The sequence below is a fragment of the Campylobacter subantarcticus LMG 24377 genome (assembly GCF_000816305.1).
GTDB classification, from domain to species: domain Bacteria; phylum Campylobacterota; class Campylobacteria; order Campylobacterales; family Campylobacteraceae; genus Campylobacter_D; species Campylobacter_D subantarcticus.
This window is the reverse complement of record NZ_CP007773.1, coordinates 729,693-753,068: the sequence shown is the minus strand read 5'-3', so window position 1 is coordinate 753,068 and position 23,376 is coordinate 729,693. Positions and strand designations below refer to the sequence as shown.

General features: G+C 30.4%; 25 protein-coding genes. 7 read left to right on the top strand and 18 right to left on the bottom strand.

The annotated features are described in order from the left end of the window. Positions 1 to 44 precede the first annotated feature (44 nt). Complete coding sequence (hemW, locus tag CSUB8523_RS04010) at positions 45 to 1,094, top strand: radical SAM family heme chaperone HemW (RefSeq protein ID WP_043019695.1); 1,050 nt, start codon at positions 45 to 47, stop codon at positions 1,092 to 1,094. Here hemW and CSUB8523_RS04005 read toward each other — a convergent pair. From CSUB8523_RS04005 to CSUB8523_RS03990, 4 genes are read right to left on the bottom strand one after another with little or no spacing between them, the layout of a single operon-like run. Further along, complete coding sequence (locus tag CSUB8523_RS04005) at positions 1,084 to 1,884, bottom strand: ABC transporter substrate-binding protein (RefSeq protein ID WP_043019694.1); 801 nt, start codon at positions 1,882 to 1,884, stop codon at positions 1,084 to 1,086. The genes hemW and CSUB8523_RS04005 overlap by 11 nt on opposite strands. 1 nt (position 1,885) lies before the next feature. Beyond that, positions 1,886 to 2,656, bottom strand: coding sequence for an ABC transporter ATP-binding protein (locus CSUB8523_RS04000; protein ID WP_039663449.1), 771 nt, complete (start codon positions 2,654 to 2,656; stop codon positions 1,886 to 1,888). A 3-nt stretch (positions 2,657 to 2,659) separates the two neighbouring features. Continuing rightward, a complete protein-coding gene (locus tag CSUB8523_RS03995) occupies positions 2,660 to 3,664 on the bottom strand; it encodes a FecCD family ABC transporter permease (RefSeq protein ID WP_148308416.1) in 1,005 nt (334 codons plus the stop codon). Further along, on the bottom strand, positions 3,624 to 5,744 hold the full coding sequence (locus CSUB8523_RS03990; RefSeq protein ID WP_039663447.1) for a TonB-dependent receptor: 2,121 nt from the start codon (positions 5,742 to 5,744) through the stop codon (positions 3,624 to 3,626). The genes CSUB8523_RS03995 and CSUB8523_RS03990 overlap by 41 nt, the downstream gene beginning before the upstream one ends. A 174-nt stretch (positions 5,745 to 5,918) precedes the next feature. Here CSUB8523_RS03990 and CSUB8523_RS03985 point away from each other — a divergent pair, with 174 nt between their 5' ends. Next, positions 5,919 to 6,668 (top strand): HugZ family heme oxygenase, encoded by a 750-nt coding sequence (locus tag CSUB8523_RS03985; protein WP_043019693.1) that lies wholly within the window; start codon positions 5,919 to 5,921, stop codon positions 6,666 to 6,668. 13 nt (positions 6,669 to 6,681) lie between these two features. Here CSUB8523_RS03985 and CSUB8523_RS03980 read toward each other — a convergent pair whose 3' ends face one another. Continuing rightward, positions 6,682 to 7,005 (bottom strand): ArsR/SmtB family transcription factor, encoded by a 324-nt coding sequence (locus CSUB8523_RS03980; protein ID WP_039663442.1) that lies wholly within the window; start codon positions 7,003 to 7,005, stop codon positions 6,682 to 6,684. An 8-nt stretch (positions 7,006 to 7,013) separates the two neighbouring features. Then, positions 7,014 to 7,979, bottom strand: coding sequence for an arsenic resistance permease (locus CSUB8523_RS03975; RefSeq protein ID WP_043019692.1), 966 nt, complete (start codon positions 7,977 to 7,979; stop codon positions 7,014 to 7,016). Between the two features lie 154 nt (positions 7,980 to 8,133). On the opposite strand from CSUB8523_RS03975, the gene tatB reads away from it, so the two are divergent. The 3 genes from tatB to queA are packed head-to-tail and all read left to right on the top strand — an operon-like array spanning position 8,134 to position 10,284. Then, the gene (gene tatB / locus CSUB8523_RS03970) at positions 8,134 to 8,526 is read left to right on the top strand and encodes a Sec-independent protein translocase protein TatB (RefSeq protein ID WP_039663436.1); all 393 of its coding nucleotides are present in this window, start codon (positions 8,134 to 8,136) and stop codon (positions 8,524 to 8,526) included. Positions 8,527 to 8,528: 2 nt separating this feature from the next. Beyond that, a complete protein-coding gene (tatC, locus tag CSUB8523_RS03965; protein ID WP_039663434.1) occupies positions 8,529 to 9,269 on the top strand; it encodes a twin-arginine translocase subunit TatC in 741 nt (246 codons plus the stop codon). Then, positions 9,262 to 10,284, top strand: a complete 1,023-nt coding sequence (queA, locus tag CSUB8523_RS03960; RefSeq protein WP_039663431.1) for a tRNA preQ1(34) S-adenosylmethionine ribosyltransferase-isomerase QueA — start codon at positions 9,262 to 9,264, stop codon at positions 10,282 to 10,284. Before tatC ends, queA begins: the two co-directional genes overlap by 8 nt. Here queA and mrdA read toward each other — a convergent pair. The 12 genes from mrdA to CSUB8523_RS03900 form a co-directional block, all read right to left on the bottom strand. Continuing rightward, on the bottom strand, positions 10,281 to 12,101 hold the full coding sequence (gene mrdA, locus CSUB8523_RS03955; RefSeq protein ID WP_043019691.1) for a penicillin-binding protein 2: 1,821 nt from the start codon (positions 12,099 to 12,101) through the stop codon (positions 10,281 to 10,283). The genes queA and mrdA overlap by 4 nt on opposite strands. Then, positions 12,102 to 12,458 (bottom strand): hypothetical protein, encoded by a 357-nt coding sequence (locus CSUB8523_RS03950; RefSeq protein ID WP_235362571.1) that lies wholly within the window; start codon positions 12,456 to 12,458, stop codon positions 12,102 to 12,104. 124 nt (positions 12,459 to 12,582) lie between these two features. Beyond that, positions 12,583 to 13,182 carry a ribosome biogenesis GTP-binding protein YihA/YsxC gene (yihA, locus tag CSUB8523_RS03945; RefSeq protein ID WP_039663425.1) on the bottom strand — a complete coding sequence of 200 codons (600 nt, stop codon included), beginning with the start codon at positions 13,180 to 13,182 and terminating at the stop codon, positions 12,583 to 12,585. Continuing rightward, positions 13,179 to 13,637 (bottom strand): lipopolysaccharide transport periplasmic protein LptA, encoded by a 459-nt coding sequence (gene lptA, locus CSUB8523_RS03940; protein WP_039663423.1) that lies wholly within the window; start codon positions 13,635 to 13,637, stop codon positions 13,179 to 13,181. The genes yihA and lptA overlap by 4 nt, the downstream gene beginning before the upstream one ends. Next, complete coding sequence (locus CSUB8523_RS03935) at positions 13,619 to 14,125, bottom strand: hypothetical protein (RefSeq protein ID WP_039663421.1); 507 nt, start codon at positions 14,123 to 14,125, stop codon at positions 13,619 to 13,621. Before CSUB8523_RS03935 ends, lptA begins: the two co-directional genes overlap by 19 nt. Further along, positions 14,116 to 14,604: a 3-deoxy-D-manno-octulosonate 8-phosphate phosphatase, YrbI family gene (locus CSUB8523_RS03930; RefSeq protein WP_039663419.1), complete on the bottom strand. Its 489-nt coding sequence runs from the start codon at positions 14,602 to 14,604 to the stop codon at positions 14,116 to 14,118. The genes CSUB8523_RS03935 and CSUB8523_RS03930 overlap by 10 nt, the downstream gene beginning before the upstream one ends. A gap of 4 nt (positions 14,605 to 14,608) precedes the next feature. Continuing rightward, positions 14,609 to 15,445 (bottom strand): septal ring lytic transglycosylase RlpA family protein, encoded by an 837-nt coding sequence (locus CSUB8523_RS03925; RefSeq protein WP_043019690.1) that lies wholly within the window; start codon positions 15,443 to 15,445, stop codon positions 14,609 to 14,611. Then, on the bottom strand, positions 15,384 to 16,532 hold the full coding sequence (locus CSUB8523_RS03920) for a membrane-bound lytic murein transglycosylase D (RefSeq protein ID WP_043019689.1): 1,149 nt from the start codon (positions 16,530 to 16,532) through the stop codon (positions 15,384 to 15,386). Before CSUB8523_RS03920 ends, CSUB8523_RS03925 begins: the two co-directional genes overlap by 62 nt. Further along, entirely contained in the window at positions 16,532 to 17,329 is a 798-nt protein-coding gene (locus CSUB8523_RS03915; RefSeq protein WP_043019688.1) for a TatD family hydrolase, read from the bottom strand. The genes CSUB8523_RS03920 and CSUB8523_RS03915 overlap by 1 nt, the downstream gene beginning before the upstream one ends. Continuing rightward, positions 17,320 to 18,564: a bile resistance response regulator CbrR gene (cbrR, locus tag CSUB8523_RS03910; RefSeq protein ID WP_043019687.1), complete on the bottom strand. Its 1,245-nt coding sequence runs from the start codon at positions 18,562 to 18,564 to the stop codon at positions 17,320 to 17,322. The genes CSUB8523_RS03915 and cbrR overlap by 10 nt, the downstream gene beginning before the upstream one ends. A gap of 60 nt (positions 18,565 to 18,624) precedes the next feature. Further along, the gene (locus CSUB8523_RS03905) at positions 18,625 to 20,139 is read right to left on the bottom strand and encodes a DNA repair protein RecN (RefSeq protein ID WP_043019686.1); all 1,515 of its coding nucleotides are present in this window, start codon (positions 20,137 to 20,139) and stop codon (positions 18,625 to 18,627) included. Then, a complete protein-coding gene (locus tag CSUB8523_RS03900) occupies positions 20,139 to 20,969 on the bottom strand; it encodes an NAD(+)/NADH kinase (protein WP_039663406.1) in 831 nt (276 codons plus the stop codon). The genes CSUB8523_RS03905 and CSUB8523_RS03900 overlap by 1 nt, the downstream gene beginning before the upstream one ends. 85 nt (positions 20,970 to 21,054) lie before the next feature. Here CSUB8523_RS03900 and aspS point away from each other — a divergent pair, with 85 nt between their 5' ends. Together aspS and CSUB8523_RS03890 are read left to right on the top strand one after the other, a co-directional pair. Next, positions 21,055 to 22,806: an aspartate--tRNA ligase gene (gene aspS / locus CSUB8523_RS03895; protein WP_043019685.1), complete on the top strand. Its 1,752-nt coding sequence runs from the start codon at positions 21,055 to 21,057 to the stop codon at positions 22,804 to 22,806. Further along, complete coding sequence (locus CSUB8523_RS03890) at positions 22,803 to 23,375, top strand: adenylate kinase (RefSeq protein WP_039663402.1); 573 nt, start codon at positions 22,803 to 22,805, stop codon at positions 23,373 to 23,375. Before aspS ends, CSUB8523_RS03890 begins: the two co-directional genes overlap by 4 nt. Position 23,376: the final 1 nt, after the last annotated feature.

Sequence of the window (23,376 nt, the reverse complement as noted above, 5' to 3'; positions counted from 1 at the left end):
CTAACAAAAAAATACGAATTTATATTATATTTTAGAGAAGTTTTATGCATTTATATATCCATGTACCATTTTGCGAGAGCAAATGTTTTTATTGTTCTTTTACCTCGCTTAAAAAAAAGGACTTTGAAAAAGATTACTTAAACGCTTTAATGCAAGATATAAAATACCAACTAGATTTTTTTAAAGTTGCCAAAAACTCTATAAAGACTGTTTTTATAGGTGGTGGCACTCCTAGTTTAATGGATATACATTTTTATGAAAAAATTTTTATATTTTTGCAAGCTTATTTAAAGCAAGAATGTGAAATCACCATTGAAACTAATCCTAATTCTAGTAATTTTTCATGGCTAAGCACTATAAAAAATTTAGGTTTTAATCGCATTTCTTTTGGCGCGCAAAGCTTTCATGAAAAAAAATTACAATTTCTTGGGCGTATTCATGATCAAAAAGCCATCTTTAAGAGTATAGAAAATGCCAAAAAAGCAGGATTTGACACTATCAACCTAGACTTAATCTATGATACAAAATTAGATGATACTAAAATGCTTGATTATGAAATTTCAAAATTAGCCTTGCTAGATATTAACCATGTAAGTGCTTATAATTTAACTATAGAAGAAAAAACTAGATTTGCTAAAAAATTTCACTATAAAAAAAATGCACCACGCCTTGCGAAGTATTTTATCAAGGCGATTGAAAGCCTTGGCTATAAACAATACGAAATCAGCAATTTTGGACAAATTTGCAAGCACAACCTTGCTTACTGGCAGGGAAAAGACTATATAGGCTGTGGTTTAAGCGCGGTAGGATTTTTAAAAAATCAAAGATTTTACACCAAGAAAAATTTAAAAGATTATATCAATGATCCTTGTTTTAGAGAGATTGAAAATTTAAATTTACAAGATTTACGCTTAGAGCATATTTTCTTAGGACTTAGAAGTCTTATAGGCATAGAAGAAACAAAACTTGAACCTTTAGAAAGAGAAAAAGCGATGTTTCTTAGCAAAAAAGGGAAGCTAGTTTATAAAAAAGGTATTTTTTATAATACTAACTACCTCTTAAGCGATGAATTAGTCTTATATATTAGCACTTAGAAAGTATTGTTTTAAATTTTTTAATTCTATCAAGTATTTTTGGACTTAATCTTAACAATTCATGGGTATGATCATTTATAATGATACAATTTTGCTTCCAAGCCTTGGTGGATTTTAATAAAGAATAATCCAATAAGCTTTGTTTGTTTGCACCCATTCCAAGTATGATCATGTCAGGATTTTGCTTTAAGATATACTCTTGAGAAAGAATGGGTCTTGAAACCTTGCTTTTGGGACTAACATTAAAAAAACCTAATAATCTTAAAATATCTGCGATCAAAGAATTATCATTAAAAGCCATCAAAGGTTGAGCTGAATACAAATATATAACATTTTTATTTTTAGCTTGCTCTTGAAGTTGTTTAAGTTCATTTTGAAAATATTCCAAAAGTTTTTGACCTTGCTCCTCTTTATGAATAAGCTTTGCTAAGATGAGAATATTTTCTTTGATATCTTCTAAATTTTTTGATTGTAATACAATGCTTTTGATTTTAAACTGATCTAACATGGGTTTTAGACTAAAAGAATATTCACTCAAAATAACTAAACTTGGCCGTAAGGAAACAATTTTTTCCACTGAAGGGTTAGAAAAAGTCCCTACACTTGGGATATTTTTAGTCTTTTCTTCTGGATAAATACTAGAATATTGCAACTTAGCAATACCAACAATCTCATCTGCCCCACCAAGCATAAATATAGTCTCAACACTAGCAGGATCTAACACCACTAAACGCTCTTTAGAATACACAAAGCTAATCACAATACTTATAAACAATAATATTTTTTTCATTTTATCCCTTCAAAGCTAAAACATATGGTCTTGCATTTTTATAAATCACTTCGCATTTTAATCCATAAATTTCATATAAAATTTCAGGAGTAAAAAGCTTATGTGCACTGTCAAAATACCGAACTTTTCCATCTTTTAAAAATACCAATTGATCGCAAAAAATCGAAGCCAAATTTAAATCATGCAAAATAGCCACAATAGAGATATTTTTTTCATGGATAAGTTGCTCACAAAATTTTAAAATTTCTATAGAGTATTTTAAATCTAAAGCTGAAGTAGGCTCATCTAGGAAAAGTATTTTTGGATTTTTTAATAAAGCCCTTATAAGGAGGATTTTTTGGAATTCTCCCCCACTTAAAGATAAGATATTTCTATACAACAAATGCTCACATTGTAGTGTTTTTGCGTAATTTTTCACTTCTTTTATATCTTCATGAGTATAACTTGAAAAAGAATACTTTAGTGCGTTATATTTTCCCATTAGCAAAACATCTACAACCTTTAAAGGAGCTTGGAGTTTAGATTTTTGTGGTACTAGCCCTATTAGACGTGATATGTCTTTTGTGTTAATATGATTCACATTTTCGCCTAATAAAACAATTTCACCTTGATTTGGCACTAAATCTTTCAATAGTAACTTTAATAAAGTACTTTTTCCAGATCCATTTGGACCTAAAATACCTAAGAATGTTTGATGTTTTAGACTGATATTGATATTTTCAAGTATTGTTTTATGGCCATATGAAAAATACAAATTATGAATTTTAATCATTTTTCAAAATCCTTTTTTTGACTTCAAAGCTAAATATAAAAATATAGGCGAACCAAACAAAGCAGTAATAATACCTATGGGTATTTGAACAGGAGAAAGTAAAGTCCTTGCTATAATATCACTAATGAGCAAAAAAATACCGCCAAAAACAACAGAGTATGGGATCACAATAGCATTATCATAGGTTTTAAAAATCAATCTCACAACATGCGGTATAATCAAACCAACAAAAGCTATAATCCCCGTAAAAGCCACAGCAAAAGATACAGCTAATGAAGAAACGATCAAAAGTTTTATCCTTAAACTATATGCATCAACTCCTAAATTTTTAGCCTCTTCATCTCCACTTAGCAAAATATTTAAGGCATTTTTATTGATATAAAAATACAATAAACTCAAAAGCAAAGGCAAGATAAGAATTTGCACATGATACCAAGAACTTAAGCCAATATTTCCCATCAACCAAGCTACAACCTTAAAAGAGTCTTCTCCAATAACATAAGTAAAGAATGAAGTAAAAGCCCCTAAAAAAGATGATGTAGCAATACCAATAATCAACAATGTACTAATGGAAGTTTTAGAAGCGATTTTAAAAACAAAAAAAGAAAAAATACTCGAACAAATAAAGGCAAAAATTCCATAATAATAATCTTCAAAGCCCAATAAATAAGCAACAATAGCCCCAAAAGTAGCTGCTGAAGCAATACCTATGATATAAGGATCTGCTATGGGGTTTGAAAATACATTTTGAGTAATAGCTCCACTACTTGATAATAACATTCCAATCAAAATAGCCATAACCGCCCTACTTAAACGAGTATCTATGATCATTTGATTTAAAGTGTCATTCTGTATAAAAACATACTCATACAACCGCAAAGGATTGATATTTTCTTCACCTAAGCATAACGCCATTACAATAACCACAAAATAAGCCAAAACAAACATGGAGTAAATTAAAGTGTTTTTAGAACACATACTTAAACTCCGTATAATAACTTCTTCCATTTCCTGGTAGGTACTGATCATTTATACTATCTTGATAGGTGTAGTATTTTTTATCAAATACATTTCTTATCCCTGCAGCAATTTGCAAATTTTTATAATTATAGCTTGCTCCAATATCTACTAAAGTGTAGTCTTTAATCCATTCATTTTGATACATTTTTCCCGTTTTCTCATCTATCATACCGCCATCTTTAGCTCTAGAATGATAATTTAAGTCAACAAAAGTATTGAAATTTGCACTCCAATAATAATCTAATCCCGCGTATAAATTAACCTTAGAAACATAAGGAATTCTTAAGCCATTGTTAACCCCTTTAGATATGCTTGCATCGATGTAAGCTACACCTTGTTTTAAGATCAAAGTTTCTCCAAGTAGTTTTTGACTTAAATTCATTTCAACACCAAGTCGTCTGGTCTCATCTATATTGTAGTATTTCCACCATGATCCTGATGTAGCATGCGGGTTGCCAAGATAAGCGATCTCATCTTTACTTTGGGTATAAAAAACACTTGCTCTAAAAGCATGAAAATCCCACAATACATCATTAATGCCCAATTCAAAGGTATGAAAAATTTCAGAATTTAAATCCGTAGAATAATATTTCTTGCTTTCGTTATCTTTATTCACAAATTGTGCTGGGCTTGGAGATATAAAACCCCTTTCGTATTTAAAATACGCCAAACCCGTATCAGAATATACAAAAGTAGGAGTAAGCTCAAAAGCAATATTATCACTGTGTTTTTTTGTGTCAAAAAGACTTAACTCGTCTATAGGTGGACGATTTGGAATGCTAACTTGCATTTGATTTTTATAACTTCTATGCGTAGTGTATTGGTTCCATTCGTATCGAATACCACTAGATAAAACAAAAATATCACTAAATTGATGAGAGTTTAAAACAAAAACCGAATGGCTTTGTTTGTTCATATCCATAATAGTTTGCATATTATGATAAGGTATGATAGGAAAAACGCTATATTTTAATAAGCTTGTTCGCTTAGCATCGTGGTTTAAAAAATCATACCCGCTTACTAAGTAAGAATTCTCATCGTAATTGTATTTTGCTTTAAAATTAAACCCCAAAGTCATGTCATTAAAGCCACTTCCATCTTGGTAAGCTTTAATGCCTTTCACTACAATCACATCTTTATCATAAACGATTTTTTGATCTTGCCAAAAACCCCCTAAGCGAAATTCCCAAGCATCACCAAGGTAATAATTATAATCTAAGCTCAATTCAGATCTATTAGTTTGTGTGATATTCTCCGAACTACCTTTTTGTCTAGGGTTACTTTCAATTTGTGCTTTAGTTAAATAACCGCTATTATTATTTGTACTTTTAAAATGATTATAATTTAATGCAATATTGCTATTTTCATTAAGATCACTCATTATGCCTGTATTAAGATGAAAGCCTTTTTCATTGTAACCTTCTTGAAAGCCATTTTTGTCAAATTTTTGCGCACTCAAAGACAAAACCACATCATCATGAAAAACCCTATTAAAATTAAAGCCAAAATTACCTCCATCAATGACATTTTGGTAAGATTGTGTTTGACTAAAAATAGAAAAATGATCTTGTTTTTGCTTTTTGCTTATGATGTTGATCACACCACCTCTTGTGCCATTTCCATATAAAATTGACCCTCCACCTGGTATGATTTCTATACGTTCAATATTGTTTATATTGATCCCATTTAAAGGGGTAACGCCATGAGAATTATCTAGCATATTAATTTGGCGACCATCTAGCATTACCTTAACAGCAATATTAGATTTACTTCCTTGTCCTCTTATATCAACATTACGACCTAGTCCAAAATTAACAAAATTGATTTCAGGTATGCTTTCTAGCACTTGCTCTATAGAACTAAAACCTTTTTTCTTTAAAGATGAATCATTTATAACAATGACATTTCTCAAATTCTTATCCGCATCTTGCTCAAATCCACTCGCAGAAACCACAAGTTCATCTAAATATACTTTTCCATCTTTTGCATTTAGTGCATTAGCCCACGCATGATTTAAAAACAATACGGTATAAAAAGAAAATGAAATAATCCTACTTGTAGAATTCATTATACACACTCCTTAGTGATTACTATATAATAATGATAATTCATATCATTATTAAAAAAAGAGAAATATACTCTCATTTAATTTAAAAAAAGATAAAATAATAAGCGATTTAAGATAAAATTAATTTGATAATTGATATTGTTTTTCAAAATTTTATAAAAAGGATATTATTCAATGAATTTTAATACTATCATAGATCATATGAACTCACATCATCAATCCAACCTTATAGATTTATGCAAAAAATTTTCTAACTCCAAGAAAATCGAAAAAGCTATACTTCAGAGTGTAGACTTTGAAGGGCTAGATATAATCTATAATGATGATCAAACACTACGCATTAATTTTCCAATAAAAGCTGATGTAAACACCATTAAAGATATCATCATCGAGCTTTGTGTGAATGCAAAAAGCGATGATTTAGAAAACATTCATCAAGAGATTGATGAATTTATCGCACAATATAATTCCATCATTTTAGCAACACTCACTGAAAATGGCGAAACCACTTGCTCTTATGCTCCATTTTTTAGATTTCAATCTGAAAATTATATTTACATTAGTCAAATCAGTGAGCATTTTCATAATATCAAAACAAATCCAAACAACATTGAAGTAATGTTTTTAGAAGATGAATGCAAAGCAAGTTCAATCACCCTAAGAAAAAGACTACGCTATAAAGCAAGTGCATCTATTCTTGAAAGAGGTGCAGAATTTGACAAAAAATACGATGAGTTTGAAAAACAAACAAAAAATGATAAAGCAGTAAAGATGATTAGATCTATGCTTGATTTTCATTTGATTAAACTTGATTTTCACAATGGACGCTTTGTGAAGGGATTTGGCAAAGCTTATGATATACAAGATGGAAAAATTATTCACATCGAAGGCAAACACCCTCATCAATTCTCACACAAAAAATAGCTTGCTAGGTAAATTACCTAGCATTAGCACATTCACAAGAAAATCTTTTTAATTCAGGAAGCTTCAAAGAAAGACTGTTGATATTTTTCAATATATCTTTACAAAAAATATCCAAATTCTCCCTAACCCCATAATATGCCCAAACGCCTTGTCTATCTACTTCTAAGAAGTTAGCTTCTTTTAAAATTTTTAGATGTCTTGAAAGTCTTGATTGACTCATATTTAACGAACTTTGTAGATCACACACGCAAAGCTTTCCGTGTTTTTGTAAAAAAGCTAAAATTAAAATTCTACTTTCATCATTAATCGCACTTGTTATTTTTAAAAATTCTTGCATAAAATTCCTTATATAAAAAACATTAAAAATCCAAAACTAATAGCAATGACAACAATCATACTTGCAAATAAAACTAAAAAGTTTGTTTTAAAAATTCTTTTAAGTAAAATAAGTTCAGGTAAAGAACACCCAGCCCCTGCTATTAAAAAACTCATCATTATACCAAGTGGAATTCCACTAGCGGTTAAAGCTAGTGCCACAGGAATCATAGCTGTGCAGTTCATATAAAGCAAAACTCCTATAAAAGCTGCTATAAATACACCTAAAACTCCATAATCTGCAAGATATGTTTCAAAGAAATTTTGCGGAAAAACACCATTTATAATGGCTCCTATAGCCATACCCACAAAAATATAAGGAAAAATTTTTTTGTATTCTTTAAAGCTTTGAGTGAAGTATTTTTTGAATTTAGTTTCAGATTTCACAAACTTAAAAGGTGGATTATTGATCAAACAACAAGCACTTTGTGTGGTAGGCTGAGCTATTTTAGAACTAGAGCAGCAAGAATTTACTTGTCCTTCTTTAATATCATTGCTTAAAAAATCATCATTAAAAAATACTTTTGTGTTGATTTTTGATATTCCCAAAGCAAGAAGTAAAATAATCCCAAACAAAAAACCCACATAAGACAAGGTAATCTTAACCCCAAAACTCACTATAAACATCACAATAATGATAGGATTGATTAAAGGCGATGTGATTAAATATGCCATACATACACCAAGCGGAACACCTGCTCTTAAAAAAGCATTTAAAAGTGGGATACTCGAACATGAACAAAAAGGCGTCAAAGATCCTAAAAATATAGCTTTAATATAACTACCAAATCCATCACTTTTCAAATGATCTTCAAAAAATTTAGAATATCTTTCATTCGCAAAAGCAACAAGCATACTCACAAAAATAAATAAAATAGAAATTTCACCAAAAAGAACTAAGAAATCTTGCAAAATAATTAAAATTTTATCCCACATATTTTTCCTTTCGAAGTTTTATTTTTATGATTGTAATTAAGATATATTAACATGTCAATATATCTTGATATATTAATATTATAAAAGTAATAATATTTTTAAGTATTTTTATGTAAAATGCAAACCATATATTCAAGCGAAAGAAGATAAAATAATGAGTTTTGGTGAAATTTTAGTTATTTTAGTTGTAGCTATTTTAGTGCTTGGACCTGAAAAATTACCTTCAACCATAGTTGAAATTGCAAAAATTTTAAAAGCTATCAAGAGTAATATCGATGAAGCAAAAGCAAGCATTAATAAAGAACTAAAAATAGCAGAGTTAAAAGATGAGGCACAAAAATACAAAGATGAATTTTCACAAACTAATGAAAATATTAGAAAAAAACTAAGTTTTGAAGAATTTGATCAACTCAAAGAAGGTATTTTAAATAATACCAAAGAGTTAAAAAACGAAATTAATGATTTAGAAAAAGATATACAAGAACTTTCTAATCTCGAAGAAAAAACTCAAAAAGATGAAAAAAATACTCAAAAAATGGAAAGCTAAGCATGTTTGAAGAATTAAAACCACATTTAGTAGAACTTAGAAAAAGATTATTTATAAGCGTAGCTTGTGTTATTGTAATGTTTTTTGTATGTTTTAGTTTTAATAACTATATTATCGATATACTTAAAGCACCTGTTGAAGCAGCTTTACCTGAAATTTCTAGACAAATGACTTTCGTTGAATTACAAGAGCCTTTATTTACAGCGATGAAAGTTTCATTTTTTACTGCTTTTTTAATTTCTTTACCGGTTATTTTTTGGCAATTTTGGAAATTTGTAGCACCAGGACTTTACGACAATGAAAAAAAACTAGTAGTGCCTTTTGTAAGCTTTGCGAGCATTATGTTTGCACTTGGAGCTTTGTTTTGTTATTATATAGTTATACCTTTGGCTTTTAAATTTTTGATTGATTTTGGGGTGCAAACTCAAGATTTTAAGCCTTTAATTAGTATAGGTTTATATGTAGGCTTTTTTACTAAATTAGTAATAGCTTTTGGTTTAGCTTTTGAAATGCCGGTTATAACCTTTTTCTTTGCTAAACTTGGACTAGTTGATGATGCTTTTTTAAAAAAGCATTTTAGGGTTTCAGTTTTAGTGATCTTTGTTTTTTCTGCAATGATGACACCTCCTGATGTGATTTCACAATTTTTAATGGCAGTGCCTTTGTGTGGGCTTTATGGAATTTCTATTTACATAGCTAAAAAAGTTAACCCAAGCAAAAAAGAAGATGACACAGATGAATGATAAAGATCTTTTGCTCTCTAGCTATGACTATAACTTACCTAGCGAACTCATAGCAAACTTTCCTATTTTACCTAAGGAAAATGCCAAGCTTTTAGTATATAAAAGATGTAAAAATCAAATAACACATTTGCATTTTAAAAATCTCGCTCAAATTTTACCACCTTGTGAGATCATTTTCAATGACACCAAAGTCATCAAAGCAAGAATTTATGGAAACAAAGAAAGTGGTAGCAAAATAGAACTTTTCATCAACCACCCTTTAAAAAATAATGATTTTTTGGTTCAAATTCGCGGTAAGGTAAAAGAAGGTCAAATTTTATACTTTGAAAATAAATTACAAGTTAAGATTAAAAAACTTCATCAAGATGGCACCAGGGAAGTAGAATTTTATAATGAGCAAAAAACACTTACACATCATGAAGTTTTTAAAATACTAGAAGAAATTGGCCATGTACCTTTGCCTCCATATATCAAAAGAGCAGATGAAGCACAAGATAATATTAACTATCAAAGTATTTTTGCAAAAAATCAAGGAGCAGTCGCTGCACCCACCGCTAGCTTACATTTTGATGAAGCAATGATCAATGAGCTTAAAAAAAATCATAGTATTCATACCATAACCCTACATGTTGGTGCAGGGACTTTTAAAAGTGTAGAGTGTGAAGACATCAGAGAGCATAAAATGCATTCTGAATTTTTTTACATCAGCGATGCGACACGCGCCTTGATTGACTCCTCTAAAAAAATACTAGGCGTAGGTACTACTGTAACTCGTTGTATAGAGTATTATTATCAAAACAAAATTCAAGAAGGTTATTGTGATTTATTTTTACATCCACAAAATACCCCGCAAAGATTAGATTACCTGCTGACTAATTTTCATCTACCTAAATCAACCCTCATCATGCTAGTGGCTTCTTTTATAGGAAGAGAAAAAACTTTAGAGCTTTACCATGAAGCTATAAAAAATCAGTATCGCTTTTATTCTTATGGCGATGGAATGCTAATCATTTAGTTTTTCTTAATATATTTTTTATCAATATAGCCTAAATCTATCAGCTTTTCATAAATTTTAGCAAGCATAGGTCCACCTGCACTACTTCCACTTTTACCATGCTCAATCAATACCACGACAACATACTGTGGTTTTTCATAAGGTGCATACGAAGTAATCCATGCATGAGATCTTAAAAAATACTCCAAATCTTCTTCTTTAATACGTTTTTTTTCACTTTGTGAAATTCCTACCACTTGCGCTGTTCCTGTTTTAGCTGCTATGGTTATAGGAGAATGCTTTAAAAATCTTGCCGTAGTTCCCCCATCAACATTAGCTACTTCATACATAGCACGTCTTAAAAGCGGGAGTTTTGATAATTCAAAAGTCGTAAATACACTTTCATTGTTTTCAAAACTAATCTTAGTTATATTATCATCCACACTGTGTAAAAAATGCGGTGTGATATTTTTAGAGGTAGCTATCATAGCCGTAAATTTAGCTACTTGCATAGGTGTTGCAAGGAAATTCCCCTGCCCTATGCTTGTGTTTAAAGTTTCACCTTGATACCATGGTTGGTTGTATTTTTCTTTTTTCCAAATTCGACTAGGCACTGTGCCTATAAATTCATTTGGCAAGTCCACTCCTGTTTTTGCTCCAAAACCTATTCTTTCAAAAACCGAACTAATTGTATCAATACCTACTTCCAAAGAACCTTTGTAAAAATACACATCACAACTTTCCTTAATGGCATCATTCATATCTACATAACCATGGCCTATGGTTTTCCAGCATCTAAATTTTCTATCTCCAAGTTCAAAATTTGAATCACATAAATATTTATGATTTTCATGTACTTTACCACTATCTAAAAAAGCTAAAGCTGTACCCATTTTAATAACTGAACCTGGAGGATAAAGTCCATTGATAAGCTTATTTGTAAAAGGGTGGTTTAAATCATTTGACAACTTATCCCATTCTTCTTGAGTAATACCTGTTACAAATGGATTGAGATTGTATTCAGGAAAACTACCTGCTGCTAAAATAGCCCCAGTTTTAACATCCATGACAATAGCAGCCCCTGCTAAATTTTTAAAAAGCGAGGTAAGGTATTCTTGTAAATCAAGATCAATACTTAAGGTAATATTGCTTGAAGTAGGTTTTTTATAAGAAAGTTCTTCTATTTCTTTATTGAGTGCATTTACCTTACTAACCTTTTCGCCTTTTTGTCCTTGTAAAATTTCATTATAAGAACGCTCAATACCACTACGACCCACATAGCTTGTTAATCTTGCAATTTCATTTTCATTCATATCATTTAAATTAGCCTTACCTACATAACCTATAACATGGCTAGCTAAGGCATTATAAGGATAAAATCTTTGTGTGGTAGATTTTACCTGCATATTTTCACGTAAATTTAACTTAGTAAAATGCTTAATCATTGCATCATATTCTATAAATGGCACCACTTCAATATAATCTTGATTATAGTAAGAATCAGCTTTTGCGTAAGCTCTTTTTAATCTAGTAATATTCAAATCAGGAAAAGCATTTACAATCGCTTGTAATTCTTGATCTAAAAGTGGTCTATTTTTCTTTTTAATATACAAATAAGGCTTAACCGATATGGAAAACCCTAGCTTATTAACCGCTAAAGGTCGGCCTTTAACATCTAAAATTTGTCCCCTTACAGGTGCTAAAAACTGAGTTTTTATAGCATTTTGCTTGGCTATTTCTTCATAGTATACATTAGATTTTATACTAATATAATACACTCTAGCGAGTAATAATATAAAAAAACAAGCTATAAAGCCCATCACCAAGCGCATACGCATTTAAATTTTTCCTCTAAAAATAACAAATGATATCAATGCTTCAATAGTAAAAAACCACAAATACTCTAAGCCAAAATTTAAAATTTGACTATTATCTAAATATGCCAAAAACACATCAAAAAAATAAATAAAAATATACGCACAAAAAGTAAATATAACGAGCAAATAAGGCCCTAACTTCAGCTTACTTTTAAACCAATACACAAAAAAATGATAAAAAATAAAAAATGCAATCCAAGAGCTAAAAAGATAAAAACCGTGTATGATATCTATAATAATGAGATAAAACAAAGAAAAATACCATCTAAAGTCAAGCTTATTCAGTGTTTTTTCTTTTTCTTTTAAAAGTACAATCATATAACAAAAAAATACACCAAATAAAGGTGGCATCCAGTAATATACCGAACTTAATACTTGATAAAAAATCAAAGATAGATAGAAAAATAAATAAGAAAAATCAAATCTATTTTTTACTAATCTCCTACTCCTCATTCAAACCCAAACTTTCTAAAATAATTTTTTCTTCTAGTTTTTCAATACCTATTTTTTTTAAATTTGAAACCATAATAGCATTTTTATGAAGATTTAAAATTTTAGCTTTTTGACTTTGATTGAGCTTGTCTGATTTTGTGAAAACAGTTATTTTTTTTTGATCTGCTCTTATAAAAGAGTCTAGATATGCTTCCGAATTTGCGTCAATATCTAAATTTTCATGCCTTGAATCAACAAGATGTATAAAGAGTTTGATAGAACTGCGTTCTTTTAAAAATTCATCTAAATTTTTATTCCAAATAGCTTTTGTTTTTTTGCTTACCTTTGCATAACCAAAACCAGGTAAATCAATAAACATCAGTTTAAATTTATCCTCATTTTTTTTGCAACTTACTTCAAAAAAATTAATCAACTGGGTTTTACCCGGAGTTGATGAGCTTTTTGCTAGATTTTTATTTTTACAAAGTGCATTGATCAAAGAACTTTTGCCTACATTAGAACGACCCAAAAATGCAATCTCTGTATATATAGGCTGTGGTGCTTCACTAACCTTGGAAGCCGAAGTTAAAAACTGCGCATTAAGGATCATTCCTTAACCTCAAATACAAATTTTGCAGGTTTTTTGTCTTTACTAAGCACCCTATAAGTCATATTTTTTCTATCTACGATGATTTTATCCCCTGTTAGTTCTTTTTTGCTTTGCACTTCGATGATTTTTGCATGACCATTGATTTCATAGGTATCTTTAGCTACATTATAAACAAACTCATCTCCGCTTCCATGATAAGTTTTATCTTTCATACTAATTTTAAACTTAGCATTGTGAGTGGCAATATACTTCACAGGTTGTTTATTTTTCATATAAATAACTAGTTTTTGAGAATTTAAAATATCCCCGCCTTTTTTTACTTCCACATCACCTGTTAAAGTGCTAGTTTCATTTTTCTCATCTAAATAAAAATCTTTAGCATATACTTCTATTTTTTGCGCACCCAATGCAAATAAATTCAACAAACACAAAAAAATTACTGTTCTAAAAACCATGCTTTTATTCCTTGAATTTTTAATTCTTTTTGATCTACATTATATAAAAAGCTATTTCCAAATACCTCATTAACTCCTATATAAGCTTTAAAGGTATCATTAGAAAATAAAATTTTATCTTTCATGTTATAAACTGCTTTTTGGGTAAAAATAGAAGTTTGATTTTTATCAAAATAACTAACATTACCTTCTAAAATAGATTTTTCATCGTTTCTGATTAATAATTTTGAACTTAAATTATAATCAAGTGCTTGCACTTTAAAATCATCAAAAATATCTTTATCTTGGTATTTAACCCAACGACTAGCTTGATAACTTGCCTTTGTAGTGGTGGTATTAAGCTCATAATCAAGCACATCAAAAGCTTGCATATTTGCCACATCAACCTTTTGTGGTTTTATAGCAAAAAGATAAGGATCTTGCGTACTTAAAATCACCATCACAAAAGCAAACAATCCCATTAAGATTGCAAAAATTTTTATCGCCAAAGCTTATCCCATTGCGCTTGCATATTGTTGTATTCTACTAAAATTTCTATCATTTCACTCACCGCACCATTGCCGCCTTTTCTATTTAAAACCTTATCGGTTTTTAAAGCCTTGTGTGCATCTTTTGGTTTAAAACTATACTCCACCGCTTCAAGTAAACTCATATCATTATAGTAATCTCCAATAGCTGCGCATTGAGAGAAATCTAAATTTAATTTTTCTAAAATTTCTTTTGCACAAGCAAGTTTATCGCTAATACCTTGATATACTAAATCAATCTTTAAATCCCTAGCTCTAAAATACACGCACTCACTTGTCCTACCTGTAATGATAGCAACTTTTTTGCCAAGCTTTTGCCAAGCTTCAATCGCAGCACCATCTTTTACATTAAATTCTTTAATCTCGCCATAATTTTGAGTGTAGATGATTTTACCATCTGTTAAACAACCATCTACATCTAAAAAAATCAATTCTATCATTATTTTACTCTCTTACTATAAACGCACCTGGAAAAGATCCATTATCAACAAAGTCTCTTGCTTCTTGCTCGCTTCTAAAGCCTTTTAGAAATACTCTATGTAAGCCATCTTTAACACTTGTTTGTATTGTTGAAGTGTAAGAATTATAGTTTTTATATCTACTTGCTATTAACTCTGCACCGTTTTTATTTCTAAATGCTCCAATTTGCACCATAAAAGATCCGCCTTGGAAAATATGACCACTATCAGTAATCTCTCCACTACTACCTAAATTAGAATTAGTATGAACTGAACCCGAACTTGCACTTGTTCCAAAGCCAATTACTTCAAGTCTTACAGGAGCTGTTCCTGCTTGTATCATATCTATATCTCTTGCAGCCATATTAGATAAATCAATAATCCTACCTGCGACAAAAGGACCTCTATCGTTAATTCTAACTGTAGTTTGGCGGTGATTTTTCAGGTTAGTTACTTTTACAATAGTATTCATTGGTAAAGTTTTATGTGCAGCAGTGTATGCATGCTGATCATAAGTTTCACCATTAGAAGTTTTTTTTCCATGAAAACCTGGACCATACCAACTAGCTATACCATCAGCAGTTTCACCTACTTCTACTACAGTTGGATAATATGTTTTACCATTAATAGTATAAGGCTTCATAGTTCCTTTTAAATTCGTGTTATTATGCTTTACGCTTTTAAAATCTCTTTCCGGATAATACACCGTAGGCGTACTAATAGGCACCACGCTACAAGCACTAAATAAAACACCAACACAACTAACGACTAACGACTTTTGTATGAGAGTCTTTTGGTAATTTTTGAGTTTTGATTTTTGCATTATTATTCTCCTTAATTTTTAACACAAGTTTTTGATTGATATTGATCAAATTTCCTTTGATTTTATTATACTCTTTTATGCTTTCTACACTGATTTTGTGTTTTCTAGCAATAGCATAAAGACTATCTCCTTGTTTTACTATATAAATTTTAGTATGCGGGATAGTTGTATCCACCTTAGCTAATTTGACTTTTTGCATTGCATTTTCTACTGCTACACTTTTACTTAAAGGCACATACATGTAATAGTCTTTTTTATCAGGTGGTGTAAAATCATGGTTAAAATGTGGATTATAGCGTTTAAACTCACTATAAGATATTTTAGCAACTTTAGCTAACTGCCTTAAAGAAACACTAGGTGGTACAGGTATTTTTTTAACTTCACTTGATAAAGCATAATTTAGCAAGGCACTATCTTGTGAAATTAAAAAATCATTATTATTAGCCAAAAACGCCATGGTTAAAATTTTTCTAATAAAAATTCGTGTTTCTAAAGGCAAATATTTTTTATCAGGATCAAGTAAAACTCTTAAATCATCACTTTTTGCCTTTTTTATAGCTTGACGCAATTTACCATCGCCACAATTATAAGCCAAAATAGCTAAATACCATTTCCCAAACTGCTCTTTTAACTGCTTTAAATAAGCAATCGCAGCATGAGTAGATTTCACCAAATCTCTTCTTTCATCAACATAAGGATCGATCCTTAAACCTAAAGTTTGCGCTGTTGGTTTCATAAACTGCCATACACCCACTGCCTTAGTTCTTGAAACACTATGAATTTTTAAACCTGACTCTACAACAGCAAGGTATAAGAATTCTTGCGGGATATTTTCTTTTTCTAAAATTTTACGAATAATTGGAGTAATTTTGTAAAATTCCCTCATCGTATCCACTAAAGTTTTAGAGTGCATATCCATAGAAGATTCTTTAAATTCTAGAAAAATCATATCACTTAAATAGTTTGCTTCGATATCTAAATTTCTTAAAATTTGAGCTTGCTGAGTGTAATGCTCTGGTGTAAACTGCAAAGCTTTAGCATTTAAACACAACAAAACTAAAGTAAAGAATAAAAACTTTTTTTTCATTACAAACCTTGAAAAAATAAACGGTTAGCGTTTAAATTAGTCAGCTTAATAATTTCACTTTTGCTAAGATTTAAAAGATCAGCTATTTTTTGTGCAACAAAATGCGTTAAAATAGGATCATTAACTTTACCACGATGTGGCTCTGGGGTCAAGTATGGACCATCTGTTTCTAAAACAAGCTTTTCTTTTGGTATCTTAGGTAAAATTTCTACAAGCTTTTTAGCGTTTTTAAAGGTTAAAACCCCACCTATACCAAAATAAAACCCATCATCTGCCAATGAAAGCAAAAGCTCACTTGCATTAAAGCAGTGTAAAACACCGCCTTGTAAATCTTTTACATAATTTTTTAATATCTTATAACTATCTTCATTTGCATCACGCACATGTACAATCAGTGGTTTTTTGTATTCAATAGCTAGCTGTATTTGAGCGATAAAAACTTCTTTTTGTTTTGCCTTTACCGCCTCATCATCAGCATTTAAACGATAATAATCAAGCCCGCATTCACCAACCGCGATACATTTTTTATCGTTAATAAATTCTTTCAAAATATCTAAATCAAAATCATCAATATCATAAGGATGCACCCCGCAAGAAAAAAACACCTTTTTATAACGATGTGCAATCTCCCTTGCTCTTGGTAGATCCTTAATATCTGCACCTGGTATAATGATTTTATCTATTCCATTATCAAAGGCATGATTGAGCATTTCATTTAAACACCCAAAATAAGCTTGGCTGTCTAAATGACAATGCGTGTCTATGATTTTTTCAGAAAAATCACAATCTAAAAACATACCTCTACCCTATTTTTTCCATTTGCCTTTGCTAAATCCAAAGCTTTTTGGGCATTGTTTAATAGTTCTTGCATTTGACTAGATTTACCTCCAAAAGCAACACCCACAGAAACACTATAATCTACTTCATCTAGTGTTATCAATACGCTTTCTTTAGCAATGTTAACTCTAATATTTGAAAAAGCTTTTAGTGCTTCTTTATTGCCCGTATTTTTCAAAAGTACATAAAATTTACCATCTTCGATTTTTGTAGCCAAGTCCATACCGCGAATTTGATCCTTGATTTTTTTGGCAGTATATTTAATCACACCATCACCACAATCATAACTTAACTCATAATTAATAGTCGCCAAATTATCAATATCTATCAAAGCTAATGCTAATTCTTCACTCTCTTGCATATCTTCTAAATAGTCTAAAAATCTTTTTTCAAAGCTAGCATAATCATCAAGTCCGGTTAATAAATCCTTACCCAAACTATATTCATCTAATAAAACACATTTTTGCATATAGTCTAAGCAGTTATTTACCCTACAATTGAGTGATTCTTTTTGAAAAGGTCTAATAACATAATCATTCACGCCTTTTCTAAAAGCTCTTGCTTCTAAAGCATCATCTTTATCTCCAACCATAATCACACCAAGTTCTATTTTGGAGTACTTTGAGCGAATTTCAACAAGCAAATCTTCTCCATTAATTACTGGCATAGTCGCATCACAAATAACCAATCTAGTATCAGGATTGTCACTAAGATAACTCAAAGCTTCTTCTCCATGTGCTGCTGCTAAAACGTTAAAAAGTTGGTTATTTAGATTTTTTTTCATTTCTGCACGTAAAGTCACATTAGCAATTGCTAGAATAATTTTAGTTTTATTGTTTTTTTGCAACATTCTAATAGAACTTAACATCTCATCGATACAGCTTTCGCTCTCTTTTTGAATATAACCTATGATGTCTTTTTCCATAAATTTTTTACGTGTTTGCCCATCGCTACTTCCTGTAAGAACAATAGCAGGGATATTTTTTTCTAATATCACATCCACCACTTCTCCATTAGGAGCATCTGGCAAACAAAGATCCACAAAAGCCATAAAATAATTATTCTTTACTAATTCTTTAGCACTATTCATATCAAAAGCAACATCTACTTTTAAACCTAAGGTACTCTCTACTTTTTTTGCTAAAAGTTTTGTAAGCATTTTATTATCATCAATAATTAAAATTTTTTCTTCCATAGCTAACCTCTTTATGACTTAAAATTATAATTATAGCATATAGAAATTTACTTTTTGTTTTTAAAGTAAAGTTCTAGTAAATTCTAAAGCTTCTTGGGTAATATTTTCTCCGCTTACCATTCTAGCAAGCTCTCTTACCCTCTCTTCTTTTTCAATTTTTCTCACTCTACTTTCATCACCTATTTTTTCCACTAAAAAATGATTACTTGCTTTTGATGAAAGCTGTGGTAAATGTGAAATGGCAAAAATTTGATAAAAACACGCAAGTTCTTTTAGTACTTCAGCAATACTCATTGCTTCTTTACCGCTTAAGTTTGCATCAATTTCATCTAGAAAAATTATTCCGCTAGCTTTATTTGTTATATTGCATTCAGTGGCAATAAATGAAAGTCTTAAACGATTGATCTCACCTGAACTTAAATTTTTTAAACTAGCCTCGTTGATATTTAAACCAACTTCATCTTTCCCCAAAAGATTTAAAGCACACTCTTTAAGCTCTAATTTTACTTCTTTCATATACAGTTTTTGGAGGTAAAAATTTAGTAACTTTTCAAGCTCTTTTAGCTTTTTTTGGCGTATAAGAGTAAGTTTTTGACATTTTTGCTCTAAAATACCTTGAGTATTTTGTACTTTTTCTTCTAATGCTTTTTTTTCAAAACTTAAATTTTCATAATGAGCCAATTCTGTTTTTTTCTTTTCTAAAGCTTCTAAAGCTTCTTCTATACTCCCATATTTTGAAATCAAAGAAGAAAGCTTTTCTATCCTATCAAGCACTTCTTCAATATCAAAATCAAAATCATCAAAACTTTGATTTTCCCAAACTACTCTTAACTCATTAAGGCATTCTGAAAAAAATGAACTATCAACATCACTAATTTGTAATGCATCGATTACCGCTGATTCTAGTTCAAAAATTTTACTCGCTTTATTCCATGCTGCATCAATTTTATCTTTTTTTGAAAGTCTTTTTTTAAGACTCATCAATTCATCAAATTCACCTATTTTTGGATTAATACTTTGAATTTTTTGTATTTCAAAGCTAGTAAATTCTTTTAACTCTTCTACTTTTTTTTCTTCTTCTTGAATTTGCTCTAGTTTACTTTTATTTTCTAAGTATTCCTTATAAGTGTTTTTATATTCACTTAAAAAATCTTGAAAATTTTTATCTTCTTTACTTTGCATAAAATCAAGCACATTCAAAAATCTTTCATTGCTAAATTCGTTATTTTCCTTGGCAGAGAGATATTTCACAAAACCTTTAGATAATAAGGCTAAATTTTTCTTTGATATCATTTGATTATTGATAAAATAGCGTGTGCTTTTATCTTTTAAAAGTTTAAATATATTTATTTCTTCATTTTCTATACCAAACTCATCTAGTTCAAGTTTATCATTAAGTAAAATTTCTACCATTTTTGCTTCACTTTCACTAAGTGCAAAGGCAGCCAAGATAGCTTTAAACAAAACCGACTTTCCAGCACCACTTAATCCAGTAAAAACTGTCAGTCCTTTTTCAAGATCTAATTTTGCTTGTTTAAAACCTAAATTTTCTTTTATTAAAATACTTTCTATCATCACTTACCCCAATTTAACTTTTCTTTTAAAACTTGGAAATAATCTCTATCTTTTTGGTGTATAAAACTAAGTTCTTTTTTACTAAGGCCTATAAGAATTTTATCATATTCTTTAGGATTAATCACTTCTTGTCCATCTAAATACAACAAACATTGCTCCACTTTTAATTCAAGCTCAAAACCATAAGGCAAAACAATAGGTCTTTGGGTTAAAGAATGCGAACAAACCGGTGTTAAAACAAAAATTTCACTCCAAGGATGCACGATAGGACCGCCTGCGCTGATATTATACGCGGTAGATCCACTTGAACTTGCAATGATTAATCCATCTCCATAATAAGCGTTAAAAAGCTTATTTTCAAAAAATACTTCCACATTTGCCATTAAGGCATTATCGCGAGAAAAAACCGCGTCATTAAAGGCGAACTTTTTAATGATTTTATTTTTTTTATATAAGGTAATCTGAAGCATTTTTGCCGTTTCTATTTTAAAATTACCCCTAAAAAAATCTTCAAAAAAAACTTCCACTTCACTCAACGAAAAAGCAGTCAAAAAACCTAAATTTCCAGCATTTATCCCTAAGATAGGTTTTTTAGCTTGATATGCTTGCCTACATAAAGATAGAAGTGTTCCATCTCCACCAAGAGAAATAAGAAAATCCAAATCTGATAAATCTTTTAAATGAATTTTATCTTGGCTTAACAAAACCACTTCAATATTTTTTACATCAAAAATCTTTCTTAATAAAGCAATTTGCTCATTTAGGTTGGTATTTAATCTACAAAATAAGCCAACTTTTTGAATTTTTTCTATATTAATCTGTTTTTTCATAGAAAAATTATAACAAAACTTAGCTAAGCAAAAGAATAAAATACTATAATTACAAAATTAAACAAAATTAATCTAAGGAAAAATTTTGAGAACACATTATAATACAGAGCTTAACATACAAAATGTTGGCGAAGAAGTAACATTATGTGGTTGGGTAAATTCATACCGCGACCATGGAGGTGTAATTTTCATCGATCTTAGAGATCGTAGCGGATTAATACAACTAGTATGTGATCCTACAGATAACCAAGAAGCACACCATATCGCTTCAACCGTAAGAAACGAATACGTTTTAATCGCGCAAGGTAAAATTCGTCCACGTGGCGAGGGATTGGCAAATCCAAAACTTAAAACCGGAGAAATAGAAGTTGTTATAAACAAACTTACTATTGAAAATGAAAGCGCAGTGATACCTTTTGCTATAGGCGATGAAAGTGTTAATGAAGAATTAAGATTAAAATACAGATTTTTAGACTTAAGAAGTAAAAAACTTTATGATAATTTCGCACTCAGATCTACAGCATGTATTGCAACAAGAAACTCTTTAGCTAAAATGGGATTTTTAGAGGTTGAAACTCCTATTTTAACTAAAGCTACTCCAGAAGGTGCAAGAGATTATCTAGTCCCATCGCGTGTACACCAAGGTGAATTTTATGCCCTACCTCAAAGTCCTCAACTTTTCAAGCAACTTTTAATGTGTTCAGGCTTTGATAGATACTTTCAAATAGCAAAATGCTTTAGAGATGAAGATTTAAGAGCAGATCGCCAACCTGAATTTACTCAAATAGACATAGAAATGAGTTTTTGTGAGCAAAAAGACATCATAACCATGGCTGAAAACCTACTTAAAGATATCTTTCAAGCTTGTGGAAAAGAAATTAGCATTCCTTTTAGACAAATGAGTTATAAAGAAGCGATGGAGTGTTATGGTTCGGATAAACCTGATTTAAGGTTTGATATGAAATTGATCGATGTAATCGATATTTTTGCAAAATCAAACAATGAAATTTTTGCAAATATCGCAAAAGATACAAAGAAAAATCGTATCAAAGCCTTAAGAGTTCCAAAAGGAGATACGATTTTCTCAAAACGTCAAATGCAAAGATTTGAAGAATTTGTACGCAAATTTGGAGCAGCAGGACTTGCATTTATTCAAATGAAAGAAGATGGTCCTAAGGGTCCACTTTGCAAATTCTTTAACGAAGAGGATTTAAATGCTTTAATCCAAAGATGTGAATTAGAAGTGGGCGATGTGGTATTTTTTGGTGCAGGAGCTAAGAAAACTGTGCTAGATTACATGGGTAGATTTAGATTATTCCTTGCCGATGAAATGAAAATTATCGATGAGGATAAATTAGAATTCTTATGGGTTGTTGATTTTCCTATGTTTGAACAAAACGATGATGGTAGTTATTCTGCAATGCACCATCCATTCACAATGCCAAAAAATATTGACGAGCAAGATTTAGAAGAGATTAACTCAATCGCACACGATGTAGTTTTGAATGGTGTTGAATTAGGTGGCGGTAGTATAAGAATTCACAAAAGTGCTATCCAGCAAAAAGTTTTCAAACTGCTTAATATTGACGAAGAAGAGCAAAAAAAGAAATTCGGTTTCTTACTAGATGCGTTAAGTTTTGGAGCTCCTCCACATGGCGGTATAGCAATAGGCTTAGATAGACTTATCATGCTTTTAACTAAATCATCAAGCATTAGAGAAGTAATTGCCTTCCCTAAAACACAAAGAGCACAATGTCTTATGACTCAAGCTCCAAGCGAAGTAAGCAATGAACAAATGAGAGAATTAGGTATAAGATTAAGGGAGAATACTAAATGAAACAATTATTTTTAATCATAGGCGCACCAGGCAGTGGTAAAACAACTGATGCAAGCATTATTGCAGCAGATGATGCAAACATTACTCATTATTCTACAGGAGATTTATTAAGAGCAGAAGTTGCTAGTGGTAGTGAACTTGGAAAAACCATTGATAGTTTTATTTCTAAAGGGAATTTAGTCCCACTAGATGTAGTTGTAAATACCATTATCACGGCTTTAAAAAACGCTCCAACTAACACGATACTTATCGATGGTTACCCAAGAAGCGTGGAACAAATGCTCGAGTTTGATAAAGTATTAAAAAATCAAAATGAAGTAAATTTAAAAGGTGTTATAGAAGTAAAAGTTAGTGAAGAAGTTGCCAGAGAAAGAGTTTTGGGGCGTGCTAGAGGTGCTGATGATAATGAAGAAGTTTTCAACAATAGAATGAAAGTTTATTTAGAACCTTTAGAAGAAATAACAAATTTCTATACCAAAGAAAATATCCACCATATAATCAATGGTGAAAGAAGTATCGAAGCTATCGTAGCGGATATGAAAAATTTAATTAATGATTTATTAAAATAAA

Coding starts and splice junctions, on each gene's coding strand:
- hemW (WP_043019695.1), top strand. CDS start 45: ATGCATTTATATATCCATGTACCATTTTGCGAGAGCAAATGTTTTTAT.
- CSUB8523_RS04005 (WP_043019694.1), bottom strand. CDS start 1,884: ATGAAAAAAATATTATTGTTTATAAGTATTGTGATTAGCTTTGTGTAT.
- CSUB8523_RS04000 (WP_039663449.1), bottom strand. CDS start 2,656: ATGATTAAAATTCATAATTTGTATTTTTCATATGGCCATAAAACAATA.
- CSUB8523_RS03995 (WP_148308416.1), bottom strand. CDS start 3,664: ATGGAAGAAGTTATTATACGGAGTTTAAGTATGTGTTCTAAAAACACT.
- CSUB8523_RS03990 (WP_039663447.1), bottom strand. CDS start 5,744: ATGAATTCTACAAGTAGGATTATTTCATTTTCTTTTTATACCGTATTG.
- CSUB8523_RS03985 (WP_043019693.1), top strand. CDS start 5,919: ATGAATTTTAATACTATCATAGATCATATGAACTCACATCATCAATCC.
- CSUB8523_RS03980 (WP_039663442.1), bottom strand. CDS start 7,005: ATGCAAGAATTTTTAAAAATAACAAGTGCGATTAATGATGAAAGTAGA.
- CSUB8523_RS03975 (WP_043019692.1), bottom strand. CDS start 7,979: ATGTGGGATAAAATTTTAATTATTTTGCAAGATTTCTTAGTTCTTTTT.
- tatB (WP_039663436.1), top strand. CDS start 8,134: ATGAGTTTTGGTGAAATTTTAGTTATTTTAGTTGTAGCTATTTTAGTG.
- tatC (WP_039663434.1), top strand. CDS start 8,529: ATGTTTGAAGAATTAAAACCACATTTAGTAGAACTTAGAAAAAGATTA.
- queA (WP_039663431.1), top strand. CDS start 9,262: ATGAATGATAAAGATCTTTTGCTCTCTAGCTATGACTATAACTTACCT.
- mrdA (WP_043019691.1), bottom strand. CDS start 12,101: ATGCGTATGCGCTTGGTGATGGGCTTTATAGCTTGTTTTTTTATATTA.
- CSUB8523_RS03950 (WP_235362571.1), bottom strand. CDS start 12,458: ATGATTGTACTTTTAAAAGAAAAAGAAAAAACACTGAATAAGCTTGAC.
- yihA (WP_039663425.1), bottom strand. CDS start 13,182: ATGATCCTTAATGCGCAGTTTTTAACTTCGGCTTCCAAGGTTAGTGAA.
- lptA (WP_039663423.1), bottom strand. CDS start 13,637: ATGGTTTTTAGAACAGTAATTTTTTTGTGTTTGTTGAATTTATTTGCA.
- CSUB8523_RS03930 (WP_039663419.1), bottom strand. CDS start 14,604: ATGATAGAATTGATTTTTTTAGATGTAGATGGTTGTTTAACAGATGGT.
- CSUB8523_RS03925 (WP_043019690.1), bottom strand. CDS start 15,445: ATGCAAAAATCAAAACTCAAAAATTACCAAAAGACTCTCATACAAAAG.
- CSUB8523_RS03920 (WP_043019689.1), bottom strand. CDS start 16,532: ATGAAAAAAAAGTTTTTATTCTTTACTTTAGTTTTGTTGTGTTTAAAT.
- CSUB8523_RS03915 (WP_043019688.1), bottom strand. CDS start 17,329: ATGTTTTTAGATTGTGATTTTTCTGAAAAAATCATAGACACGCATTGT.
- cbrR (WP_043019687.1), bottom strand. CDS start 18,564: ATGGAAGAAAAAATTTTAATTATTGATGATAATAAAATGCTTACAAAA.
- CSUB8523_RS03905 (WP_043019686.1), bottom strand. CDS start 20,139: ATGATAGAAAGTATTTTAATAAAAGAAAATTTAGGTTTTAAACAAGCA.
- CSUB8523_RS03900 (WP_039663406.1), bottom strand. CDS start 20,969: ATGAAAAAACAGATTAATATAGAAAAAATTCAAAAAGTTGGCTTATTT.
- CSUB8523_RS03890 (WP_039663402.1), top strand. CDS start 22,803: ATGAAACAATTATTTTTAATCATAGGCGCACCAGGCAGTGGTAAAACA.